Below are 20,312 nucleotides of genomic sequence, written 5' to 3' on the forward strand. Positions count from 1 at the left end.
AACCAGATATACAGCTGAATGATTGTCACAGTGACGTCTCTTGCATTGAATATAAAGAGGGGTCACCTTTTCTATGGAAAGGTGACTCCTCTTCTTATCTCACGTTCTGTTTAGATACGTTCGTGCTAATCTTGTTGTAGCTAATGACTCAGTATTATAGGGTTAATACTGTTTGGAGTCACTCAAATCAAACTCCACTATAAATTTGCTAGGAAGTAACCGGACCTCTCACCAAACCACGTATAGAGACGTTACGTTGTATGAAATTGTTACTCATAAAAGATTTCCAAATGGTTACAATAAAAAATAAAACTAGGGGGATTTAACAGGATGACTTCGAGTAAAACGCCTATCACATCATCAGAACTAGCTAATTTGTGGATGGCTTATCAAGAAAAAACCATGATCCTCAGAATATTGGAGCATTTTATTGAGCATGCCGATAATGATGAAAAACAACTGTTACAGTCTCATTATTCTAACGCTGCCAAAACCGTAGAAATCATTACAAGTATTTTCCAACAAGAAGGCGCAGTCATTCCTATTGGTTTTACAGAAAGCGATGTACATAAAAGCGTTCCAAAGTTGTTTGATTACTTGTACGATATCATGTATTTGCATATGATGACTAAAGTAGAAATGAGCTTATATGCACTTTTTACAGGCATGTCCTATCGAAAAGATATTGAAGATTTATTTATAGGTTTGACCGCAGAATCCCAAGCGATGAACAGCCAATCAACTCAATTCCTTTTAGAAAAAGGGGTACTTGTACGTCCAGCTTTTGTAACAATGCCAAAAGAAGTTCATTTTGTACAGGATGATAATTATATGGATGGGTTTAAAATGTTTAGTGAAACAAGATCCCTGAATACAGTTGAAGTTTCTCTCATCCATCATGCCATTGAAACAAACCTAATAGGGATGCAATTAATGATTGGATTTGCTCAAGTTGCTGCTGATAAAGAAGTGCAAAACTATTTTGCCCAAGGAATGAAATTATCAAAAAAAATCGAAATCGAGTTAGGTGAATTTTTACGGCAAAGTTATATTGAACCCCCTGCTACTCATGCAGGTAAAGCAACGACGTCAAAAACCGCGCCATTCTCTGATAAATTGATGATGTACAACACCAGTTTGTTATCTTCATTTGGGCTTGGAAGTCATGCTTTAGGGGGTGCCTTTAGTTTACGAAGTGACTTACCGGCAAAAATGGCCTTGCTTGTAAAAGATATTTTCACCTTTGCTCAAGATGGTGGAAAGATTATGATAAAAAAAGGCTGGCTGGAAGAGCCTCCGCAAATTGAGGATCGAAATCAACTAACTAAATAATAGAACCCACACAAAACGAGGACCTTCCTCCATAAGATTGGAGGAAGGTCCTCGTTACAACTTTAATCACCTACATGTTTTCTATCTCCAAAATACTCTGTTTCGCGTCTTCGACTATTACCTCTTTTGCTAACGAAACTGAAAGACTTGCTAGAAAATGATGATTTTGTTCAGAGAGAAGTGAAAAAAGGAAGTTTAACTATCACTCTTTATTATCTTAAATCACTTTGTGATGAAAAAAGAATAACGGATCATGTTATCTCACCTTTTTATGAAATAGACGGTATAAATGAATTTATAAAACTAGAGAACCATCGGGGACGGTTCCCGATGCTTATTCATCATAGTGTAGGGTACAATATCGCTCTAGATTCTTTCCATCTTTGAGCTTAAAAGTTGAACTATCCGTCATAGTGGTAAGCATCATGTTAATAAAGGTACATTAATTTGCTCGTAATCACTCATGATTAAGTGGCACTTGCACCAATGTTGAATTCCATTAGTGCTAACTACAGGAATATGATTTTTAAAGCCAAGGAAGCAACCGGAACCGTCCCTACTGCTTTGATATTAACGGCGTTGTGACGTTGGAGTTTGATTATGCTTGGCGTTATCCGAAGCAGAAGAAGGATGCGTTGGTAGGGCAGTCTTAAAAAGAAAGAAAGTCATCTTTTAAATGGTAAGTAGTTCAGATAACGTGGAAAAACGTTAAAATAATTGCTAGAATTTCATCCTGAAACACATCAGCATTAACACACTAAATAACACTAGAAAACGCTTGGGATTTTTCACCAAGCGTTTTTCGTTTATCTATTTTTCCAACTAAATTTATAACGGTTATTTTAAGTCCTTTTACCTCGATTATAATAAATTTACTTTTGATTTGAAGTTGGCTTCAACCTCTACTTCTTTTTCTTTTTTTCTTTTTCTTCTATATCTATTCTAATTGGCTGTTGAATTTGAGTTGGTAAAAGAGAAACATTCTTTGTAACACAACTCGCTTGGAAATTATCATTAATTGTAAGGATACCTTCAACTAGTAATGGCACTCTAATTGTTAGATTTTTAGTTTCAAAATCAAATTCGTTTCCTTGAACACACTCACCACATTCAACTTTAGTAGAAATAAGTGCTCCTGTGTATATATTGTAGACAACGGTTAAACAAACTGGTTGAGCTAAATCATCTCGTACACACGGCATTTAAATTATACCTCCTTAGTTTTTCATATAATAGGATACGATAATAAGACTAGCGTGGTTACGGCAGATGACCTTTAGATAGAAAAAATATATTATTTATACGCAGAGGAACTTCGTTAGTTTAAGAGAATCTTTCACAAACACTCAAATCTATCATGACCAAACTTGTCGACGCTAGTAAATACGGGGAGAATAAGTTCATCTTCCATCTCGATATATTAGATTCAGTGTCTCTTCGCCATCGGAAACTGTCCCGATGACAACTACCCCCTGATCCAGTAAGGCTTTGTAAAAATGAAAGTGGCTGCTCGGTTCTTTAATGGACTTTTGCCAAAAAAGGTTCAATTTCACTCCTCCCATAGTTACAACTCTTTTCCCATAATCTAGAAGGTCCTGGAATAGAAGTTGTCGTTTTATGTCATACGAGAGAGACACTTTCAGGTTATAGCAGTATTTGTCCCGCACCACCAAATGTAAAATGCATATTTTTTCATAATAAGGAAAAAATTCTTGTGAGGTGATTTAATGAAACTGAAGAGCTTGCAAGAAAATGATGATTTTATTCAGAGAGAAGTGAAAAAAGGCACTTTAACAATCACTCTTTATTATCTTAAATCACTTTGTGATGAAAAAAGGATAACCGATCATGTTATCTCACCTTTTTATGAAATAGACGGAAATAATGAATTCATAGATTATGTAAAATCGTTTGAAGAATGGGCTATGGTTAAAGAAGAAAAAATTGCGGTTGAAAAGATTTTCAGTGGATTTGTCATACTCTTACATGAAGATGACATATACGCTGTAAACCTAGACAATTTCGAAGTTCGGTCTCTAGGAGAATCAACTGAGGAAAGTGTTCTTCAAGGGCCCAAAGATGGCTTAAGTGAAAAAGTAGGTATATCCTTAAACGTTATTCGCAACCGGTACAGGAAAGAAACATTGATCGCGAAAAACCACACATTAGGAAAAAATTCAAAAACAAAGCTTATGGTTCTGTATGATAATTGCCTCTGTGACCAAGATATCCTTAAGCACCTCAATAATAAACTGGAAAACATCGAAGTAGATGTATTGCAGTCAGCGGGTCAGCTGCAGAAATTACTGATCGATAGTAAGTGGTGCCCATTCCCGCTATTTTTGACAACGGAGCGCCCAGACAGAGTGGTTACGAACCTCTCCCAAGGGAAAATTGTCTTCCTGATTGAAGGTTCTTCGTGGGCTTTACTGGGTCCGGCCAGCTTCTTTGATTTTTTCAAATCGATGGATGATCCTGTAGAATTGCCACTTGTAGGAAAGTTTTTTATTACGCTTCGATATATCGCACTGATGATTACGCTTTTCTTTCCAGCTTTATACGTTGCAGTGATTTCCTACTCTCCGGAAATTCTGAAAGTCCAATTTGCGCTCTTGATTGCCGGGAGCAGAATATCGGTGCCCTTCCCTTCCTACTCGGAAATTATCTTTATGATGCTGATGGCTGAATTTTTAAGTGAAGCTAGTATTCGTTTACCGCGAACAATCAGCTCATCCGCCACAACTGTAGGTGGCCTGATTCTTGGTCAGGCTGCATCCCAGGCTGGCTTGATTGGCAATGTGATGATTGTCGTGATTGCTGCTGTTGCCCTTTCAATTTTTGTTATCCCGATAAACTCGATGCATCAGGCTATCCGGATCATCCGATATCCTCTAATTATTCTCGGAAGTTTATTTGGATCGATCGGCGTATTGATAGGTGCTTTTGCACTTATCGCATATCTCTGTAATTTACGCAGTCTAGGTAGACCGTATATGCAACTATTTGCTAATAACTGAAATTGTAGGTGGATATTCATGCTAAGGCAACGCTATTACATATACTTGTTTTCTATTAATGCAGTAGTATGCTTAGCAGCTTTTATCCCTCAGTTTCTTTACAAAAACCGCTACAATGGCAGTTTATCGAGTCTTGTCATATCCACCTTGGCCGGAACGCTTCTACTATTTTTATTTCAAGCCCAGATTAAAAAATTCCCGGGACAAAACATTACGGAGTTGTTGAATAGAATCTTGCCAGGTGTGCTAAAAAAATCGTTTCTTTCTTTGAATTACATTCTCAGTATTATTACTGGCGTCTTGTTTCTTACCTCGATTATGCAAATCATCGGGGAATTTCTGACCTTGAACTCAACTATTATCTATTATTTTCTTCTCCTATTAATCGTATTTTCCATACTGAGTGAAACAAACTCCATTTTGTTCATGCTGGAAATCACTATTATTTTTGTTGCACCCTTCTTCCTCCTTATCCTGCTGAGGTTTTTTACAGACGACTTGGTACTAGTGGATTCCATGAAAGAATCTTTGACTTACTTCATGCATTTTCCAAAATGGAATTCAGTTGTAGCCGGATTATTTGTATTTACGGGATTTACAAATATATTGGTCTATAGTGAACATATTCTCTCAATTACGAAGAAACACCTATTTATCATATGGCTCATCTCTTGCGGTGTTCTTTTTTCTTCTTATTTCATACCAATAGGATACTTCGGACTTAAAGGTGTAGGACTGGAAAACCATGTTTGGATAACTACCATAGATAGCATGCATATCAACTACTTTTTTCTGGAAAGAATCGTGTTAGTTTTTATTCTTATCCTGATTGGCGTTACATTGATGTATCTAATACTAACTTATCACTCGTCAATTAAGTTTCTTCAGATGATGACAGAAGATTTCGGAGGAAAAACAAAGTGGGTAGGTATATATATCATCGTTATCTCAGCATTAATAACTCAGTATTTTACATACGAAATAAACCTTTTGAGATTTTTCTTTTACTTCTTCGTTTTCAGAATTTTTATGGACCTAATATTAATCGTGCTTCTATTTTTTGCTTCGAGAAAGGCAATGTAAGAGCACTATTTGTTACGTTGATATTATTTCCTATTTTCCTGTCTGGGTGCTCTTTTATGGATATTGATAAACGCGCCTTTGTCACTGCAATTGGCATTGATGAGTCTGACAGCATGGAAAAAAAATATAAAGTAACGCTCAAAATTTCACTTTCAAAAGGAGATCCAGCGACAACTGGAGCTGATTTCACTCTAATATCTACCGACGCTGATTCTATTTCTGAAGCCTTAAAAAGCATGAAATCCATGACAGATAAGGAACTATTCTACGGACAGACTAAAACCATCCTTATTGGTGAAAAAGTTGCTGAAAAAGATATTCGCCCATTATTGGATTACTTTGTAAGAAGAGCTGACATACAAAGGACTGCCTATTTAGGTGTCGCTGTCCCAACTTCCCTTCAGGTACTGGAGTTTAAACCGGATGTAGAACAAGTAGCGGGCAGTTATTTATACTCCCTGTTTGAGGAAACCAGTGCAGACTCCCCTTATGTACATGCATTACCACTGTTTGACGCCTTCAGGAGAGAGACAGAAGAGGGGATGAATATTGCAATGCCAATCATTGAAGTGCAAGGCGAAAAAATCCAGGTTGATACCATTGCCTTATTCAGCAAAACGGGAATGGCATCAAAACTTAACCCAAAAGAAACGGAAATTTATAAACTTTTGACTGCAGGAATGAAGAACGGCAGTACACTCATTCATACCAAAGATGGTGCATATACAATCAGCATTTCAAAAGGGAAAACAAAAACCAAAATGAAAGAGGAGAAAAACAACATCATTTCAACTGTTTTTCATATTAAACTGGATGCAACCGTCGAAGAGAAAATGGATGATCAACTAAAGCTCACTTTCGACCAAGTAAAGAAAATACAGGACGAAACCGAAAAAACAATAAAAACAGAGGTCTATTCCCTTCTGGAAACGATACAGAAAACAAACCTGGATCCCATGGGGCTTGGCCTGAAATTCAACTCAAACAATTTTCACCACAAAGATTTAAATCAATTTTATGCTAACCTCAAGTATGAAGTAAAAGTGGATTGCAGAATAAGGGAAGCGGGAATTGTGGAATGAAAAGGGTTTGCTCAAGTAAAATTTTTTTTGTTTTTTCTATTGGAGCCGAAATGGCAATCTGAAATAATAAATTTTTAAATTTAAAAATTGATCCTGAGTTAATATACATATTTGGCTCAACCATTAAAGGAACACCAAAAAAACAGTGACACTGGTATCGCGTTTCTTTCCAATCAAAATTTAGACGAATATCAAACTTTTATGTCAGCACAGGAGTTAGCTGGAATACTCAACAAAGATGTCGACTTAATTGATATAAATAAAGCTTCTAAAGTATTCCAGGCTCAAATAGTCAGTACAAAAGCCATATACTGTTTAGATGAGAAGATCATTTCTTAAACCATTGAATCCGCATATAAAACGATTGGCGTTATCAGACGTAGAAGAGTGCATTGGTCGCTTTATTTTTCTACCAAATCTAAATATTCTCATTATGATATAATGAATAATATTTTGAAGGGAGATGGATTTGTGGAAAAACAAGAATTTCTAGATCAATTAAAAGAGTTAGCCAAGATTCAAGGGACTCCCGGACAGGAAATGAAGGTTGTGAAGGTACTAGCAGATTGGTTTAACGAGTTTGCTGATGAGGTAGAAGTGGATCACATGGGGAATATTTATGCTTATTTACATGGAACCAATCCAGGACCAACTGTCATGGTTTCTGCACATTCCGATGAAATTGGCCTTGTTGTCCGTGATATAGATGAAAGAGGCTTTATTCGGGTGGAGCGGACAGGCGGTGTGATTGAATCGCTCCTGATTGGCCGAAAAGTAAACGTAAATGGGCACTTTGGAGTAGTTGGTGTAAAAGCCGGTCACCTGCAAACACCTGAAGAAAGAAAAACAATCCCTTCTATGTATCAGTTATATGTTGATGTAGGTGCGGGTTCTAAAGCCGAGGTTCGTGAAATGGGCATTGAAATCGGTGATCCCATTACATATAAGAGTGAAATTGAACAATTTTCTAATCCTGATTTAATATGCGGAAAAGCCATAGATAACCGTTCATGCTGTGTACTATTACTTCAGCTATTTAAATCTCTATATGAAGAGAAAAACTTCTCCGGGACTTTAGTTGGTGTGATTGCCGTTCAAGAAGAAGTGGGATTACGGGGTGCAAAGGTTGCGACCTATAAAGTTAACCCGGATTTTGCGATTGTGCTCGATACCATTCCTTGTGCAGATACGCCGGACAGCTTAAATAGCGGCTATCCTGTAGGAATTGGAAGAGGACCCGTATTCCCTGCTTTAGCTGGTGGCTCTGTTCGTGGAAATATTATGTCTCCATCGTTTAAGAAGCTGTTAACGAAGTATGCTAATGACTTGGATATTCCCTATCAATTAGCTGTTATGACAGGAGCTACCACTGATTTGGCAGCCGTTCATCTAGAACGGGAAGGAGTGCTCGCAGGTGCGGTAACTTTTGCAAGACGCTATTCCCATTCTCCAGTTGAAGTTGCTCACCTACGTGACTTCGAGCAAGGCTTTACATTACTTCACAAATTGATCAGTGATGTAGAGAATTGGGGAGAAATGAAATTTATTTAAAATGAGCCAACGGGGTCAGCTCCGACAAATTTTTTTCAAATTCACCTATTAAAGAAAGGATGAACCAACATGCGTGTTTTATTTTTGGATCTTGATTCATTGAGTCCGGATCATTTAGGTTGCTATGGATACCATCGTAACACTTCTCCGAATATCGATTCGATTGCTGCGGAAGGCGTCCGCTTTGAAAATTACTATACAAGTGATGCACCTTGTGCACCATCGAGGGCTGCATTAATGTCCGGCCGTTTCGGTATTCATAACGGCATAGTAGGACATGGCGGCACTGCAGGGGATTTCCGCCACGAAGGTGCAACCCGAGATTTCAGTGATACGTTGTCACGAGAAAGTTTACCTTCCTTTCTTCGTTCAGCAGGAATGAAAACGGTACTTTTTAGTCCTTTTCCACAAAGACATTCTCAATGGACTTTCTATGCTGGATTTTCCGAAATGCACGATACAGGGAAAAATGGAATGGAATCGGCAGAGGAAGTGACGCCACATTTGTTAAAATGGATTGATCAGAACGCCGAAGAAGACGACTGGTTCCTTTATGTAAACTATTGGGATCCGCATACTCCTTATCGGACACCTGAAGACTTTGAAAATCCGTTCAAAAACGACCCACTTCCTGATTGGTTGACTCCGGACGTTTTGGAACAGCACAAAGAAAAAGTCGGTCCGCACAGCGCGCGTGATATCAATATGTATGATAACAAAACCAACCCCGAGTTTCCGAAACATCCCGGTGAGATCCTGGATGAAGAGGGCCTTAGGAAGATGATCGACGGGTACGACTCGGGAATTCGCTACATGGATGAGCATATCGGCCGTGTGTTCAAAGCCTTGGAAAGTAAAGGCGTGATGGACGACCTTGTCATTATCATCACTGCCGACCACGGGGAGAACATGGGGCAACTTGGTATTTATGGCGAACATGGCACCGCAGATCAGGGGACTTGTCACATTCCGATGATCATGCGTTGGCCTGGGGTGACGACACCTCATGTGGATACAGGTCTTCACTATCACCTTGACCTCCTTCCAACTTTGGCGGATCTTTTGAATAAAAAGCCGTCTCAAAGCTGGGATGGACAAAGTTACGCGCCTGTACTGACAGATGGGAAGGACAGTTCCCGTGAATACCTGGTCATTTCACAATGTGCCCATGTTTGCCAGCGAAGTGTTCGTTTCAAAGATTGGTTGTATATTCGTACATACCACGATGGATATCATCTGTTCCCTGACGAGATGCTATACAACCTAAAGGATGATCCTTTTGAGCAGCATGACGTTGCTGAAGAAAATCTGCAGGTTCGTAAAGATGCCGTATATTACCTTAATGAATGGCATGATCAGATGATGAAAACCATGCCGTTCGATGTAGACCCACTTTGGACTGTCATGAAAGAGGGCGGACCGTTCCATGCAAAAGGCAATCTTCAACGCTATGTGAAACATTTGGAGACAACTGGCAGAGGCCATGCTGTACCTGAACTTCGCCGCCGGCATCCGAGGGAGTTTGAGTGATTAGTTTCCATAATAAAATCTATTTTTATGAACTTACCCAGCAAATTAGACTATCTGATGTTTGGACAATCCCAATTTCGGAGCTGCGTCCAGTAACCATCTATATGAGAAAAAACTATAAGAGGAGTCACCTTTTAAATGCGAAGGTGACTCCTCTTCTTATCTCATACCGCTATGATATTGCTTGGATTCAACCAAATCATCCTCCACCAGAATGTAAGGATGTGTTTCCAGAAGAATGTTTCTCAGATAGTCTGGCATCTTCTCTCCTTCGTACGCACAGATTAAAGGAAAGGACACCACATTCACCGCTTTATCAACTATTCTTTCAAAATCCTCTATCAGATGCAGAGGCTCCTCCATCGACCTCCACTCCACATGCGCCCAGGACCGGAAAGAAATGTTCTTTTCTATGTATGGCTGTACCGTTTTTTGAAAGTACTTTTCGATTGCAGGAGGATGATAGCTGCCACTTGAAAAATAGAAATCGAAGCTGTTGATCCAGTGACAATACTTCAACTGTTCTTTTGTTAGCCTCATGCTCAACTCTTTGTGGATCTTATGGTAAAGACGGTCGTTTTCAATCAGCATCACGTAATCTCCCGCCAAAATGCCATCTTGTATATATTGGACTGCCTGCTCAAGGTAATTCTTCATTCCATTATAGGCATACAGCACGTGAACGCTTTTTTGTTCTTCAAACAGCTGGTTCATTCTGCTTTTCATGTGAATCACCACTACTTTTCTTTTGTTACCTTCATTTTACTATATTGATGTCAGTATTTGAAATGAAATACCCACATGTCTTTTATATAGCCTGAACAGCCTTTTTCCTTGCTTAGGATATGTTTGGGGCGTTCTTAAAACGAGAAAAGTCACTTTCTTATTGGGAAAGTGACTTTACAGGAAGATGTCTTCATCCACCAAAGCGCCCTGTTTGACATACATGATAATCTTCCGTGCCTCTGCCTCCACCCGCATTCTCCCCTGCTCACTCTGAAACCAGTTATCCGCACGTGTGGTGAGGTCATTCACTGGACAGAGAGTGAAGTTGATCCATGGAGGCATATAGGTTTTCAGCGTCAGGTGGAGTCTTTTCATATGAAAGGCAGTGGTGACAATCAGCAGCCTGTCTATTTTATGAAGGGAAAATGCTCTGTCCAATATCAGCAGGGATGCCAGCACATTCTCTTTCGTATGAAGGGAGAGGTCCTCTACTAATACATCTTTCTCGTGGACTCCCAGTTTGACTGCCTCATTTTTAAGCGCAACAGCCTCTGCATGCTCCTGCCCGTCCCATTTCACACCACCGGAACATAGAATCTTCCATGCTCTGCCGCTGTGATACAATTCCACCGCTTTTGGCAGCCGGTATTGGACTGCCTTGCTGCTGCCTACAACAAGAATGCAGTCGCCTTTTTGCTGATCATCCTCCAAGCCTTTGAATAGCAAGCTTGCCATTTGATGATCTGTTAACGTATTCTCATCCAACTCTGAAATGAGCATCCGTTCACCTCCACTTATTCGTAGAAAGCTCTTCTTACAGAACTCCCTCCTTATAGGATACTCGATAAACTTCGGTGTGGTACCAGGAAATGACAAATTTCCTGGTTTTATGGTGAAGTGGAAGAGAGAAATCCACTCACCTTACAAAAAACGAAATCTCTCCAATGCCATCAAATGCGGAAATAACATGATCACCCTTCGTTAACCGGATCGCTTCTGTGATTCCGCCAGTCAGGATGATGGAGCCTTTCGGTATTTTCCCTTTTCCATGTGCGTATAGCATATTGGCAAGCATGGCTACCGAGTTTGCAGGATTTCCGAGGACTGCATCACTCGTGCCTTTCGCTTGCAACTCTCCATTGATAAATAAAGAAACCCTCCCTTTTTCCATATCAAATTGGCCTGTGTCAAAAACCGTGTCCCCAAAGACAACCCTGGACGCAGAAGTGTTATCCGCAATGACGTCGAAAAGTTTGAATTTAAAATCCTTGTAACGGCTATCAATGATTTCAAACGCCGGAAGGATTCCAGCCGTTTTTTCCAGCACTTCTTTACCGGTGATACCCGGTCCTTCAATATCCTCGGCAAGAATAAAGGCAATCTCCGCCTCCACTTTTGGATGGATCAACTCCTCAATGGCCATTTCCCCTTTGTTCGGCAGCTGCATATAGTCGAACACTGTTCCGTAGATAGGCTCGCTGATATTCATCTGTTTCATCTTGGCAAGGCTGGTTATCCCCATTTTGAAGGCGATCCTTTCATGCCCCTCATGCGTTCTTATATTTATCAGTTCATCCTGCACGTGATATCCCATTGTGACATCCAAATCAGGAAACGAATCGGTCAGACAGGACACTGGAAGTCTACTTTCTTCTGCTTCTATCAACAGCTCTGCAAGCTTTCTGGTGTTCATTTGGATTCCTCGCTTTTCAATTTATCCCCAACCGCATAATAGTTTTTTGGGATCTCATTCACATACACACGAATCGTTGAAAGTGGTGCATCAAGTGATTCATGTACTGTTTGTGCGACATTTCGTATGCATCGCTCCACCAATTCCGGTTCTCTTCCCTCGAGCAGGGTGATTTGGATGATAGGCATGTTTTTTCCTCCTTTTTTCCATATAGAAAGCAGGCAGGATAAAACATTTCCTGCCTGCCTTCACATCGAGGACACTTATAGCTGGTTACACAGCTTGGTTGTTCTCGCTTCTATTCTCTTTCCAATTACTAATCATCTGATCAACCGCAAGCATTTTACTGCCGTTGATTGCAAGGAATACGGCGATCGCAAGGAAAGCCAAATCCAGTTCATATCCGTTCAAAAAGCCAGCTGCAAGTTTCACTTTAAAAATAGCTCCAACCATAAGAAGTGAGATAAAAGCAGCGACAATTCTGGTCCCTAAACCTAGTACCATCGCTAATCCACCAACAAGTTCCACCAGTGCCACCACATAAGCAAAACCGCCAGGAAGGCCGATGCTGTCAAACCATCCCGCTACATTCCCTATCCCTCCCTGGAATTTATCCAATCCGTGTACAAAAAAGCTGATTCCTAATACTACTCGTAACATGAACGTACTTGCTTCTAATCTATTAATCATTTTCAATTCCTCCACATTCAAATTTTACTTTCAACCAAATTGCCAGACGCTATGGCTCAGATTTCCATAGCGATAGCTTCGATGCAGCAATTTTGCTTCCTGTTTATTATCGGCCGCACCCATCGCATAGAAGATTGGCACAAAGTGTTCGTTCCCATAAGGCGGAACTGCTTTTGCCGCATCAGGTGCTAAACTTTCGTAATGGAACAGGGCTTTTGTATCCCATTTTTCCAGATGAAGGGCTAGCCACTCATCAAAGCCGAGTGCCCACTCATCCACTTCCCCCTTGCCTTTCGTCCAATCCAACTTCGTGAGATTATGGACCGTTCCGCCACTGCCAATGATCAATACATCCTGTTCTCTCAGACTCGCCAAGGATTTCCCGATTTTATACTGCTCTTCAGGGGTAAGATGTGGGTTGACCGACATCGAAATGACCGGAATATCCGCATCTGGATACAGCAGTCTCAGAACCACCCAAGCCCCGTGATCCAGACCGCGTTCTGTGTCCATCTCATAAGGAATACCCTTGTCCGTGAAGAGATGCATCATTTCATTTGTGATCTCCTTATATCCTTTTGCCGGATATTTAATTCGGAACAAAGCTTCCGGAAATGCACCAAAATCATATATCGTGTCATATTCCTCGACACGGCTCACCTGTTGAGTCCTTGACTCCCAGTGGGCGGAAAATAAGACAATCGCCTTTGGTTTCGGCATCATCCGCCCCAGATGATTTAGAAACTGTGTATACTCATTGTCCTCTATCGCAATTAACGGTGCCCCGTGTGCAATAAATAAAGATGGCATCATGCTTTCTTCTCCTCCTTCAGTGAATCAAGTAGCCAATTCATATAGGCCTGATGGATTTCCATTGTTACGGTATGTCCTGCCTGGTATGGATGGAATGTGATGTCTGCTCCAAGCGACTGGAAATAATCCTTAGCGGCAGTTCCCCACTCAAAAGGCAATACCTGATCCATTTCCCCATGAGAAATCAATAAGGACATCTGATCGACCGGATCTATCTTATATTCATCCTTCACGAATCCTGGAATATATCCGCTTAGCGCCACAATTCCCTTGATGCGATTCCCAAGTGTCAGACCAAGTGACATCGACAGGATGGCTCCTTGACTGAATCCGAGCAAGTATAGTTGCGCTTTGTCAATCGGATACTGTTCGATCGCATAATCAATAAAGCTGGTCAGCTTGACAATCGCCTGATCGAATACCTCCCGATGCGGTCTCCCATAACCTTGTATCGTGAAATAAGCGAAACCAGGTGGATGCTCAAGATGTCCCCGAATACTGAAAATGTAGAACTGCTCTTCCAACCCTTCTACAAGCTGCAGCATATTCTGTTCATTGCTGCCAATGCCATGAAATACGAAAATGGCTGGATATTTTTTAGTCGAATCGAGTTTCTTCGGTTGACGCAGCTCATAGATCATCGGTGATTTCATGTTCACTCGTCCCCTTTTGTTATTTATTAAGAATAATATATTCATATTAAGAAACTTATAGTTAAAAAGAAAACCCTTTGAAAAGGTTTGTTGTTTCATAATATGAACATTTGTTACTTATAAGATAACAAGGTGCCTTCTAGATTGTCAACCATTTTTTTGCTAAGATAGAATTAAGTTTTTTATTAGGAAACCTTAGAGGTGAGAAAATGGAAATAGGCTCAAAAATTCGGGCAATACGTAACCGAAAAAAAATAACCATTGCTCAAATGTGTGAAGGCACCGGCCTTTCAAAGGGATTTATCAGCAATGTCGAAAACAATAACACCTCTCCATCCATCAGCACACTGCAGACGATATCGAATTATCTGGGAGTTCCACTTCCCTATCTATTATTGGAAAAGCAGCAGCATATGCGGGTAGTGAGAAAGGCGGAGCGAAACTACTCCACTTTTAATAATTTGAAAATAGAGCATTTGACGTCCAAAGGCGGGCTACGAATGATGATGGTTGAATTCCCTCCCGGTGCTTCCATGGGAGAGGCGAATGCCCATGAGGGAGAGGAAAGTCACCTAGTATTGGAGGGGAAAATCCTTGCAGAACAAGGGGAGGACTCCAGTATTCTTGAAGAAGGCGATTCCTTCAGCTGGAACGCAAGTGTCCCCCATTTTGTCAAAAACATAGGAGACGGGAAAGCCGTCGTTTTAATAAGCATCTATTCTGATACGGAACTGCATGATATTTTTTAAATAGGAATCACGAAATAAGAGGCCTTCGGGAAAGTCCATTGAAGCTGACTTTTCGAACGGCCTCTTCTTTATTTTGCAAGATTCCCGACTATCTTCGCGAGTTTCCTTATTCCTTCTACTATCTCCTTCTCCTCCGCATAGCTAAATGAAAGTCGAAGATACTCTTTTCCTTCTGCCTGATCCAGGAAGAAGTGCTTCCCAGGAATGTAGGCTACCCCTTCTGCCATGGCCTCTGCCAGCATTTCTGCGGTATCGACTCCCGGAATCCTCACCCAGGCAAAATAGCCTCCTTCGGGCACAAACCAAGTGACGGATGTTGGCATGATTGCCTGCAGGGCGGAGAGCATGGCCGCACACTTTTCGCGATAGGTCCTCCTCAGCATCTCGAGCCTTTCCTCGAAGTCGATGTTTTCCAGGAAAGTGGCCATTGTGCTATGGGCAAACGGATGATCGAGGTCTTTTTTGAACCACCATTGTGCTGTAATGAAATCACGCGCTGCTGCTACCCAGCCGATCCTCATGCCGGGTGCTACGACCTTGGAGAGCGATCCGATATGAAGCACCCGTCCTTCTTTGTCCATCGACTTCAATGTTTCGGGGCTTTCGTTGAATGCAAGCTCCCCATAGGCATCGTCCTCGATTATGAGAAAATTGTAGGAGGAGGCAAGCTCCAGCAGATGCTTTCTCCGGTCTGCTGTCAGTGTGGTCCCAGTAGGATTTTGAAAGGTCGGGATGGTGTATAGGAAACGCGGCAAAGCGAGGCCGTTCTGTTTTCTTTCTGCCAGCTCTTTTTCCAATAGATCAGTCTGAAGACCCTGCTCATCGACCGGAATGGATATGTAATGATCCGTGTAGTTCTTGAATATTTCCAAAGCCTCCATATAGGTTGGTGCTTCCATTGCAACGACCGCTTCCTCGTCAAGGAGGATCCGGGCAACCAAATCTATCGCCTGGCATGCACCGGAAGTGATCAATAGCTCCTCTTTGGAAACACGCATTCCACGCTCCGCCAATCTATCTTGAATCTGCTCTTTCAGCTTATCAATACGTGGACTTCCTAGATAGTGAAGAGGTAAATCCCTCTCCTCGTCCAGGAGGAGCGCCACTGCCGCCTTCAGCTCCTGATCAGGAACAAGCTCTGGTGCAGGATATCCCGAATTCAGCCGAATACAATTCTCCGGGATATTTGGCATCCACTCACCAGGCGGACTATTCTTCAATGCAGCTTTTATGTTGTTGGAGAAAAAGGATTCAGCGTCCATGTTCACCATTCCTTTCCGGGGACAGGTCCCTTGTCCCCACTCATTTAAATTGATTTTAAACTTCTTCCTTAATCAGTACCAGTAATTCCTGTTTATAGTTTGCAAACTCTCCAAATTCTCGAAAAAATTACTTCTTGACATTACCTCTTCAACCTATTAAAGTGATAATTATAAATTTTTAAAAAAGAATATACGTTGTATTCTCTTATCGAGAGTGGCGGAGGGACTGGCCCTATGATGCCCGGCAACCGTTCCATATGGAATTGGTGCTAAATCCTGCAGGACATATCTGTGTTCTGAAAGATGAGAGAGGAGCATCCCGATATATATATTGCGGTGAAACCTCTCTTTTCAGGGAGGTTTTTTTATTTTTTATTTTTTATGATTCCTCCCTGGCCAAAAAAAGAAAAAACCTAAAGGGGAGTCATGAGCATGAAGAAGAAATCAATCGTGAAATCAGTTTTTGCCGCAACACTATCATTATCACTACTTTTAACAGGATGTTCTTCCGGAATTCCGGACAGACTGCAGGAGCCAAGGAAAAGGTATCTTTTGAAAATGTACCGGAGCGCTTTGCGGAAGGCGAAGGTGCGAAAATCAAGGTCATCCGTAAAATCGGAGGCGATGATCATACCGCTCAATTCCTGGCAGGTGCCAAACAGGAAGGAGAAGCACTCGGTTTTGAAGTGGATGTATTCACCGCAAACGGGGACAGCGCGAAGTTCCACGATGCGATCGAGCAGGCTATCACTCAGGATTATGATGGGGTCATCCTTTCCCACGGGGACGATGCCGCGACTGTAGAAGGAGTAAAGAAGCTGGTGGAAGCTGGCAAAAGCGTCGTGACGTTTGACTCCAATCCGGATGTCGGAACTGTAGCAGGAGTGACACAGACCTCCCAGGACGATGAAGCACTTGCAAAATTGGCGCTAGATCAGTTGGTGAAGGATTTCAATGGGGAAGCAAATATTGTTTACCTTTGGGTGGACGGTTTTCCTCCAATGGTAAGAAGGAACGCAGTCTATAAGGACACGCTTTCCGGCAATCCCGGCATCAAGGAAGTGGAGCGATTCGGTGTGGCAGCTGCTGATACATCCGTTCAGACCCAGAATGCCGTAGCTGCAATGCTGAATAAGCATAAAAAAGGGGAAATCGACGCCATCTTTGCAACATGGGATGCCTTCGCAATCGGTGCGGCACGCGCGATCCAGGAAGCAGGACGTGACGAGATCAAAATTTACGGAATCGATGTATCCAATGCCGATCTTCAGGAAATCCAGGCGGATAAAAGTCCATGGAAATATACAGCTGCAGTAGATCCGAAACTGATTGGTGCCGTCAATCTGCGTCTGCTTGCAAAGAAGCTCGCTGGCGAGGAAACACCGGAAACCTATGACCTCGAAGCATCCCTCATCTCCCAGGAGGAGCTTCGCAAATCGGATCAAGCCGTCAATATGGTGAATCTCGCAGATATCATTAAAGGCTGGGGAACCTCCTCCGCATTTGAAGAGGACTGGATGAAGGTGCTGAAGGAGCATTATCAGAAGTAGCCAGTATATCGGGCACTCTCTTATCCTAGTGAAGAGAGTGTCTCATTTTTGTGAAAGGAGGACATGACATGGCAGCACAAACTCTTCAAATGACCGATATCTCGATCGAATTTCCGGGAGTGAAAGCATTAAGTCAGGTCGATTTTACAGCGGAAACCGGTAAGGTACACGCTTTGATCGGAGCCAATGGTGCAGGAAAGTCCACACTGATGAAGGTTCTCTCTGGAGCCTACAGTCACTATACCGGCCAAATTGCGCTTGACGGAACCCCCCTCCCCATCCGCACGCCAAAGGATGCACAGGACTTTGGCATCCAGACGGTCTATCAGGAAGTGGATACCGCACTAGTTTCCTATTTGACGGTCGGGGAAAATATCATGCTTGGAAAAACAGTCCGTGAGAATAGGCAGTTCATCGATTGGCGGGGGCTGCATTATAAAGCATCCCTTGTGCTGGAAAAACTGAACATCAGGCTTTCCTCGAAGAAGCTGGTAAGCGAGCTGACACTCGCGGAAAAACAAATGGTGCTGATCGCAAAGTCCATTGCCACCGATTGCCGATTCTTGGTTCTGGATGAACCTACTGCCCCGTTAAGCCAGACGGAGACGAAGGAGCTTTTCCGTATTATAGAAGACTTAAAGAATCAAAATGTTGGCATCATCTTTATTTCTCATCGGCTGCCCGAAATTTTTGAACTCTGCGAGGAGGTCACGGTGATGCGTAACGGAAAGCTTGTGTCCAGGGAAGTGACAACGGCTACTACTCAAAATAGAGTGGTGGAACAGATGCTTGGAAAGAAGCTGGAGGAGCAATTCCCGGAACAACCAGCCATGCTTGGGCAGACCGTGCTGGAAGTGAGCAATCTCTCCGACTCTACTAAACTGAATAACCTTTCCATCAAAGTCTCAGAGGGTGAAATCATCGGAATTGCCGGGCTCGTCGGCGCTGGTAAAACAGAGCTCTGCAAGACACTGTTCGGTCTATCTGACGTTACATCCGGCGACATTTTCATCAAAGGGCAAAAGGTTCAGCTAAAGAGCCCTCATGAAGCGGTGAAAAAGGGTATAGCACTCGTTCCGGAAGAAAGAAGAAAAGAAGGGATCCTTGTGGCTGAAACGGTTACGACGAACCTAACGGCTGCTTCCTTGAACTCGTTCACTTCTTTTTTCAGCTTTTTAGATCGGAAAAAGGAAAGGAAAAAAGCCAGCGAGCTTATTACGAGTCTGGGTATCAAAACCCCCTCCCCAGATACCATTGCCCAGCACCTTTCCGGCGGAAATCAACAGAAAATAGCGATCGGAAAGTGGCTGATCACTGACGCCGATGTGTACATTTTCGATGAACCGACAAAGGGTGTCGATGTTGGGGCAAAAAAGGATATATATGAATTGATTGCCGATTTGGCAAGGCGCGGAAAAGCGGTTCTTTACGCATCCTCGGAAACATCCGAAATAATGGGGATCACGAGCCGTATGTATGTATTGTATGATGGCGAGGTTTCACGGGAGCTTATCACATCAGAGACAAATGAAGAAGAAATCCTATATTACTCAGCAGGAGGAAAGTAACATGCAGGGTACCACATCACTCAGTTCGAACTCTTTGTTTCAATTTTTATATAAATATGGAACCATCCTGACCATTTTCGTATTGATTGCCGTCTTTACGATGGCCAATCCGTCATTTATCCAAGGCAACAACATCATCAGCATTCTTCGATCTATTTCGATCGTCACGATCATCGCCATTGGCATTACCGTTTCACTCGCTGTGAATGGATTCGATCTATCGGTCGGCTCTGTCGCCTCCCTGTCAAACGCGATCGTGATCTCCATGTTTGTATGGTTTTCACAGAATACTTTCATTGCCATTATGGCAGCCATTACCGCTTCTCTGATTGTGGGGCTATTGAATTCCCTGCTGATCGTAAAAGTGAAGATTCCGGATATGCTCCTCACGCTTGCAATGATGTTCATCATTCAAGGGATTGCTCTTACATATACAAGAGGCGCGGCGATCTCGCAAAACATGATCATGCCTGATGGAAACTTCTCCGAAGGACTGATCAGCCCGCTTTTCAGTAAAATCGGCCAAGTTCCCTGGATTATTCTAATCATGGGCATCGTCGTTCTTTTCGTACATGTCTTTTTAACATACACGAAGCACGGCAGGTACATGTATGTGATCGGCGGGAATGCCGAAGCCGCAAAGCTCTCAGGGATTCCCGTGAACAAATACAAAACGGTAGCCTACCTGATGTCTGCCCTTTTCGCCTCCATTGGCGGAATCGTCCTGGCATCAAGAATCATGACAGCTGAAATCAATGCAGGCGCCCCCTATCTCATGGATTCCGTTGCGGCAGCCTTCATCGGTTTCTCCGTATTAGGCGCAGGCAAACCCAACGCCATCGGAACCTTCATCGGAGCCGTACTCATCGGCGTCCTCCAAAACGGCCTCGTCATGATGTCCGTCCCCTACTACGCCATGGACATCGTCAAAGGCGGCGTACTGGCTCTGGCACTCGCGATTACGTATTACAAGATGAAATAAGATCCCATGTCCACACATGATAATTGTAGGG

At 42.3% G+C, this 20,312-nt stretch carries 20 protein-coding genes, 1 pseudogene and 1 riboswitch; of the genes and pseudogenes, 11 read left to right on the plus strand and 10 right to left on the minus strand.

What is annotated here, in order from left to right:
- Positions 1-330 precede the first annotated feature (330 nt).
- Entirely contained in the window at positions 331-1,332 is a 1,002-nt protein-coding gene (locus ABN702_RS16100) for a DUF3231 family protein (protein ID WP_417897789.1), read from the plus strand.
- A 902-nt stretch (positions 1,333-2,234) separates the two neighbouring features.
- On the opposite strand, the gene ABN702_RS16105 is transcribed toward ABN702_RS16100, so the two are convergent.
- Together ABN702_RS16105 and ABN702_RS16110 are read right to left on the minus strand one after the other, a co-directional pair.
- Positions 2,235-2,534: a hypothetical protein gene (locus tag ABN702_RS16105; RefSeq protein ID WP_417897790.1), complete on the minus strand. Its 300-nt coding sequence runs from the start codon at positions 2,532-2,534 to the stop codon at positions 2,235-2,237.
- 198 nt (positions 2,535-2,732) lie between these two features.
- Positions 2,733-2,879 carry a hypothetical protein gene (locus ABN702_RS16110; protein WP_417897791.1) on the minus strand — a complete coding sequence of 49 codons (147 nt, stop codon included), beginning with the start codon at positions 2,877-2,879 and terminating at the stop codon, positions 2,733-2,735.
- A 180-nt stretch (positions 2,880-3,059) separates the two neighbouring features.
- On the opposite strand from ABN702_RS16110, the gene ABN702_RS16115 reads away from it, so the two are divergent.
- From ABN702_RS16115 to ABN702_RS16140, 6 genes are all read left to right on the plus strand, one after another.
- Entirely contained in the window at positions 3,060-4,349 is a 1,290-nt protein-coding gene (locus ABN702_RS16115) for a spore germination protein (protein WP_417897792.1), read from the plus strand.
- Between the two features lie 18 nt (positions 4,350-4,367).
- Positions 4,368-5,432, plus strand: coding sequence for a hypothetical protein (locus tag ABN702_RS16120; RefSeq protein ID WP_417897793.1), 1,065 nt, complete (start codon positions 4,368-4,370; stop codon positions 5,430-5,432).
- 17 nt (positions 5,433-5,449) lie between these two features.
- Positions 5,450-6,514: a Ger(x)C family spore germination protein gene (locus tag ABN702_RS16125; RefSeq protein WP_417897794.1), complete on the plus strand. Its 1,065-nt coding sequence runs from the start codon at positions 5,450-5,452 to the stop codon at positions 6,512-6,514.
- A gap of 111 nt (positions 6,515-6,625) precedes the next feature.
- On the plus strand, positions 6,626-6,853 hold the full coding sequence (locus ABN702_RS16130) for a hypothetical protein (RefSeq protein WP_417897795.1): 228 nt from the start codon (positions 6,626-6,628) through the stop codon (positions 6,851-6,853).
- A 132-nt stretch (positions 6,854-6,985) separates the two neighbouring features.
- Positions 6,986-8,065, plus strand: coding sequence for a M42 family metallopeptidase (locus ABN702_RS16135; RefSeq protein ID WP_417897796.1), 1,080 nt, complete (start codon positions 6,986-6,988; stop codon positions 8,063-8,065).
- Between the two features lie 69 nt (positions 8,066-8,134).
- Positions 8,135-9,595 carry a sulfatase gene (locus ABN702_RS16140; protein ID WP_417897797.1) on the plus strand — a complete coding sequence of 487 codons (1,461 nt, stop codon included), beginning with the start codon at positions 8,135-8,137 and terminating at the stop codon, positions 9,593-9,595.
- Between the two features lie 159 nt (positions 9,596-9,754).
- Here the strand turns inward: ABN702_RS16140 and ABN702_RS16145 are convergent, their stop codons facing one another.
- From ABN702_RS16145 to ABN702_RS16175, 7 genes are all read right to left on the minus strand, one after another.
- Positions 9,755-10,321, minus strand: coding sequence for an MEDS domain-containing protein (locus ABN702_RS16145; protein WP_417897798.1), 567 nt, complete (start codon positions 10,319-10,321; stop codon positions 9,755-9,757).
- A 174-nt stretch (positions 10,322-10,495) separates the two neighbouring features.
- Complete coding sequence (locus ABN702_RS16150; RefSeq protein WP_417897799.1) at positions 10,496-11,101, minus strand: YdcF family protein; 606 nt, start codon at positions 11,099-11,101, stop codon at positions 10,496-10,498.
- A 136-nt stretch (positions 11,102-11,237) separates the two neighbouring features.
- On the minus strand, positions 11,238-12,014 hold the full coding sequence (locus ABN702_RS16155; RefSeq protein ID WP_417897800.1) for a 2-keto-4-pentenoate hydratase: 777 nt from the start codon (positions 12,012-12,014) through the stop codon (positions 11,238-11,240).
- Positions 12,011-12,202 (minus strand): tautomerase family protein, encoded by a 192-nt coding sequence (locus ABN702_RS16160; protein ID WP_417897801.1) that lies wholly within the window; start codon positions 12,200-12,202, stop codon positions 12,011-12,013. The genes ABN702_RS16155 and ABN702_RS16160 overlap by 4 nt, the downstream gene beginning before the upstream one ends.
- Positions 12,203-12,287: 85 nt before the next feature.
- A complete protein-coding gene (locus tag ABN702_RS16165; protein WP_417897802.1) occupies positions 12,288-12,704 on the minus strand; it encodes a DoxX family protein in 417 nt (138 codons plus the stop codon).
- 30 nt (positions 12,705-12,734) lie between these two features.
- A complete protein-coding gene (locus ABN702_RS16170) occupies positions 12,735-13,517 on the minus strand; it encodes a DODA-type extradiol aromatic ring-opening family dioxygenase (RefSeq protein WP_417897803.1) in 783 nt (260 codons plus the stop codon).
- A complete protein-coding gene (locus ABN702_RS16175; RefSeq protein WP_417897804.1) occupies positions 13,514-14,170 on the minus strand; it encodes an alpha/beta hydrolase in 657 nt (218 codons plus the stop codon). The genes ABN702_RS16170 and ABN702_RS16175 overlap by 4 nt, the downstream gene beginning before the upstream one ends.
- A gap of 209 nt (positions 14,171-14,379) precedes the next feature.
- Here ABN702_RS16175 and ABN702_RS16180 point away from each other — a divergent pair, with 209 nt between their 5' ends.
- Positions 14,380-14,919 (plus strand): cupin domain-containing protein, encoded by a 540-nt coding sequence (locus ABN702_RS16180; protein WP_417897805.1) that lies wholly within the window; start codon positions 14,380-14,382, stop codon positions 14,917-14,919.
- 68 nt (positions 14,920-14,987) lie between these two features.
- Here ABN702_RS16180 and ABN702_RS16185 read toward each other — a convergent pair whose 3' ends face one another.
- Positions 14,988-16,181 (minus strand): PLP-dependent aminotransferase family protein, encoded by a 1,194-nt coding sequence (locus ABN702_RS16185; RefSeq protein ID WP_417897806.1) that lies wholly within the window; start codon positions 16,179-16,181, stop codon positions 14,988-14,990.
- 202 nt (positions 16,182-16,383) lie between these two features.
- Positions 16,384-16,491, plus strand: a riboswitch (SAM riboswitch).
- A gap of 122 nt (positions 16,492-16,613) precedes the next feature.
- Here ABN702_RS16185 and ABN702_RS16190 point away from each other — a divergent pair.
- The 3 genes and pseudogenes from ABN702_RS16190 (at position 16,614) to ABN702_RS16200 (ending at position 20,281) form a co-directional block, all read left to right on the plus strand.
- Positions 16,614-17,731: pseudogene (locus ABN702_RS16190) on the plus strand (sugar ABC transporter substrate-binding protein).
- Between the two features lie 68 nt (positions 17,732-17,799).
- Complete coding sequence (locus tag ABN702_RS16195; protein ID WP_417897807.1) at positions 17,800-19,299, plus strand: sugar ABC transporter ATP-binding protein; 1,500 nt, start codon at positions 17,800-17,802, stop codon at positions 19,297-19,299.
- Between the two features lies 1 nt (position 19,300).
- The gene (locus ABN702_RS16200; RefSeq protein WP_417897808.1) at positions 19,301-20,281 is read left to right on the plus strand and encodes an ABC transporter permease; all 981 of its coding nucleotides are present in this window, start codon (positions 19,301-19,303) and stop codon (positions 20,279-20,281) included.
- Positions 20,282-20,312: the final 31 nt, after the last annotated feature.

It is taken from the genome of Bacillus haimaensis (assembly GCF_048270625.1).
Taxonomy (GTDB): Bacteria; Bacillota; Bacilli; order Bacillales; family Bacillaceae_I; genus Sutcliffiella_A; species Sutcliffiella_A haimaensis.

What these genes read in the sequence shown, in the direction of transcription:
- ABN702_RS16165 (WP_417897802.1), bottom strand. Translation starts at nt 12,704, where the DNA reads ATGATTAATAGATTAGAAGCAAGTACGTTCATGTTACGAGTAGTATTA.
- ABN702_RS16200 (WP_417897808.1), top strand. Translation starts at nt 19,301, where the DNA reads ATGCAGGGTACCACATCACTCAGTTCGAACTCTTTGTTTCAATTTTTA.
- ABN702_RS16175 (WP_417897804.1), bottom strand. Translation starts at nt 14,170, where the DNA reads ATGAAATCACCGATGATCTATGAGCTGCGTCAACCGAAGAAACTCGAT.
- ABN702_RS16145 (WP_417897798.1), bottom strand. Translation starts at nt 10,321, where the DNA reads ATGAAAAGCAGAATGAACCAGCTGTTTGAAGAACAAAAAAGCGTTCAC.
- ABN702_RS16100 (WP_417897789.1), top strand. Translation starts at nt 331, where the DNA reads ATGACTTCGAGTAAAACGCCTATCACATCATCAGAACTAGCTAATTTG.
- ABN702_RS16180 (WP_417897805.1), top strand. Translation starts at nt 14,380, where the DNA reads ATGGAAATAGGCTCAAAAATTCGGGCAATACGTAACCGAAAAAAAATA.
- ABN702_RS16170 (WP_417897803.1), bottom strand. Translation starts at nt 13,517, where the DNA reads ATGATGCCATCTTTATTTATTGCACACGGGGCACCGTTAATTGCGATA.
- ABN702_RS16155 (WP_417897800.1), bottom strand. Translation starts at nt 12,014, where the DNA reads ATGAACACCAGAAAGCTTGCAGAGCTGTTGATAGAAGCAGAAGAAAGT.
- ABN702_RS16150 (WP_417897799.1), bottom strand. Translation starts at nt 11,101, where the DNA reads ATGCTCATTTCAGAGTTGGATGAGAATACGTTAACAGATCATCAAATG.
- ABN702_RS16160 (WP_417897801.1), bottom strand. Translation starts at nt 12,202, where the DNA reads ATGCCTATCATCCAAATCACCCTGCTCGAGGGAAGAGAACCGGAATTG.
- ABN702_RS16105 (WP_417897790.1), bottom strand. Translation starts at nt 2,534, where the DNA reads ATGCCGTGTGTACGAGATGATTTAGCTCAACCAGTTTGTTTAACCGTT.
- ABN702_RS16185 (WP_417897806.1), bottom strand. Translation starts at nt 16,181, where the DNA reads ATGGACGCTGAATCCTTTTTCTCCAACAACATAAAAGCTGCATTGAAG.
- ABN702_RS16140 (WP_417897797.1), top strand. Translation starts at nt 8,135, where the DNA reads ATGCGTGTTTTATTTTTGGATCTTGATTCATTGAGTCCGGATCATTTA.
- ABN702_RS16195 (WP_417897807.1), top strand. Translation starts at nt 17,800, where the DNA reads ATGGCAGCACAAACTCTTCAAATGACCGATATCTCGATCGAATTTCCG.
- ABN702_RS16120 (WP_417897793.1), top strand. Translation starts at nt 4,368, where the DNA reads ATGCTAAGGCAACGCTATTACATATACTTGTTTTCTATTAATGCAGTA.
- ABN702_RS16115 (WP_417897792.1), top strand. Translation starts at nt 3,060, where the DNA reads ATGAAACTGAAGAGCTTGCAAGAAAATGATGATTTTATTCAGAGAGAA.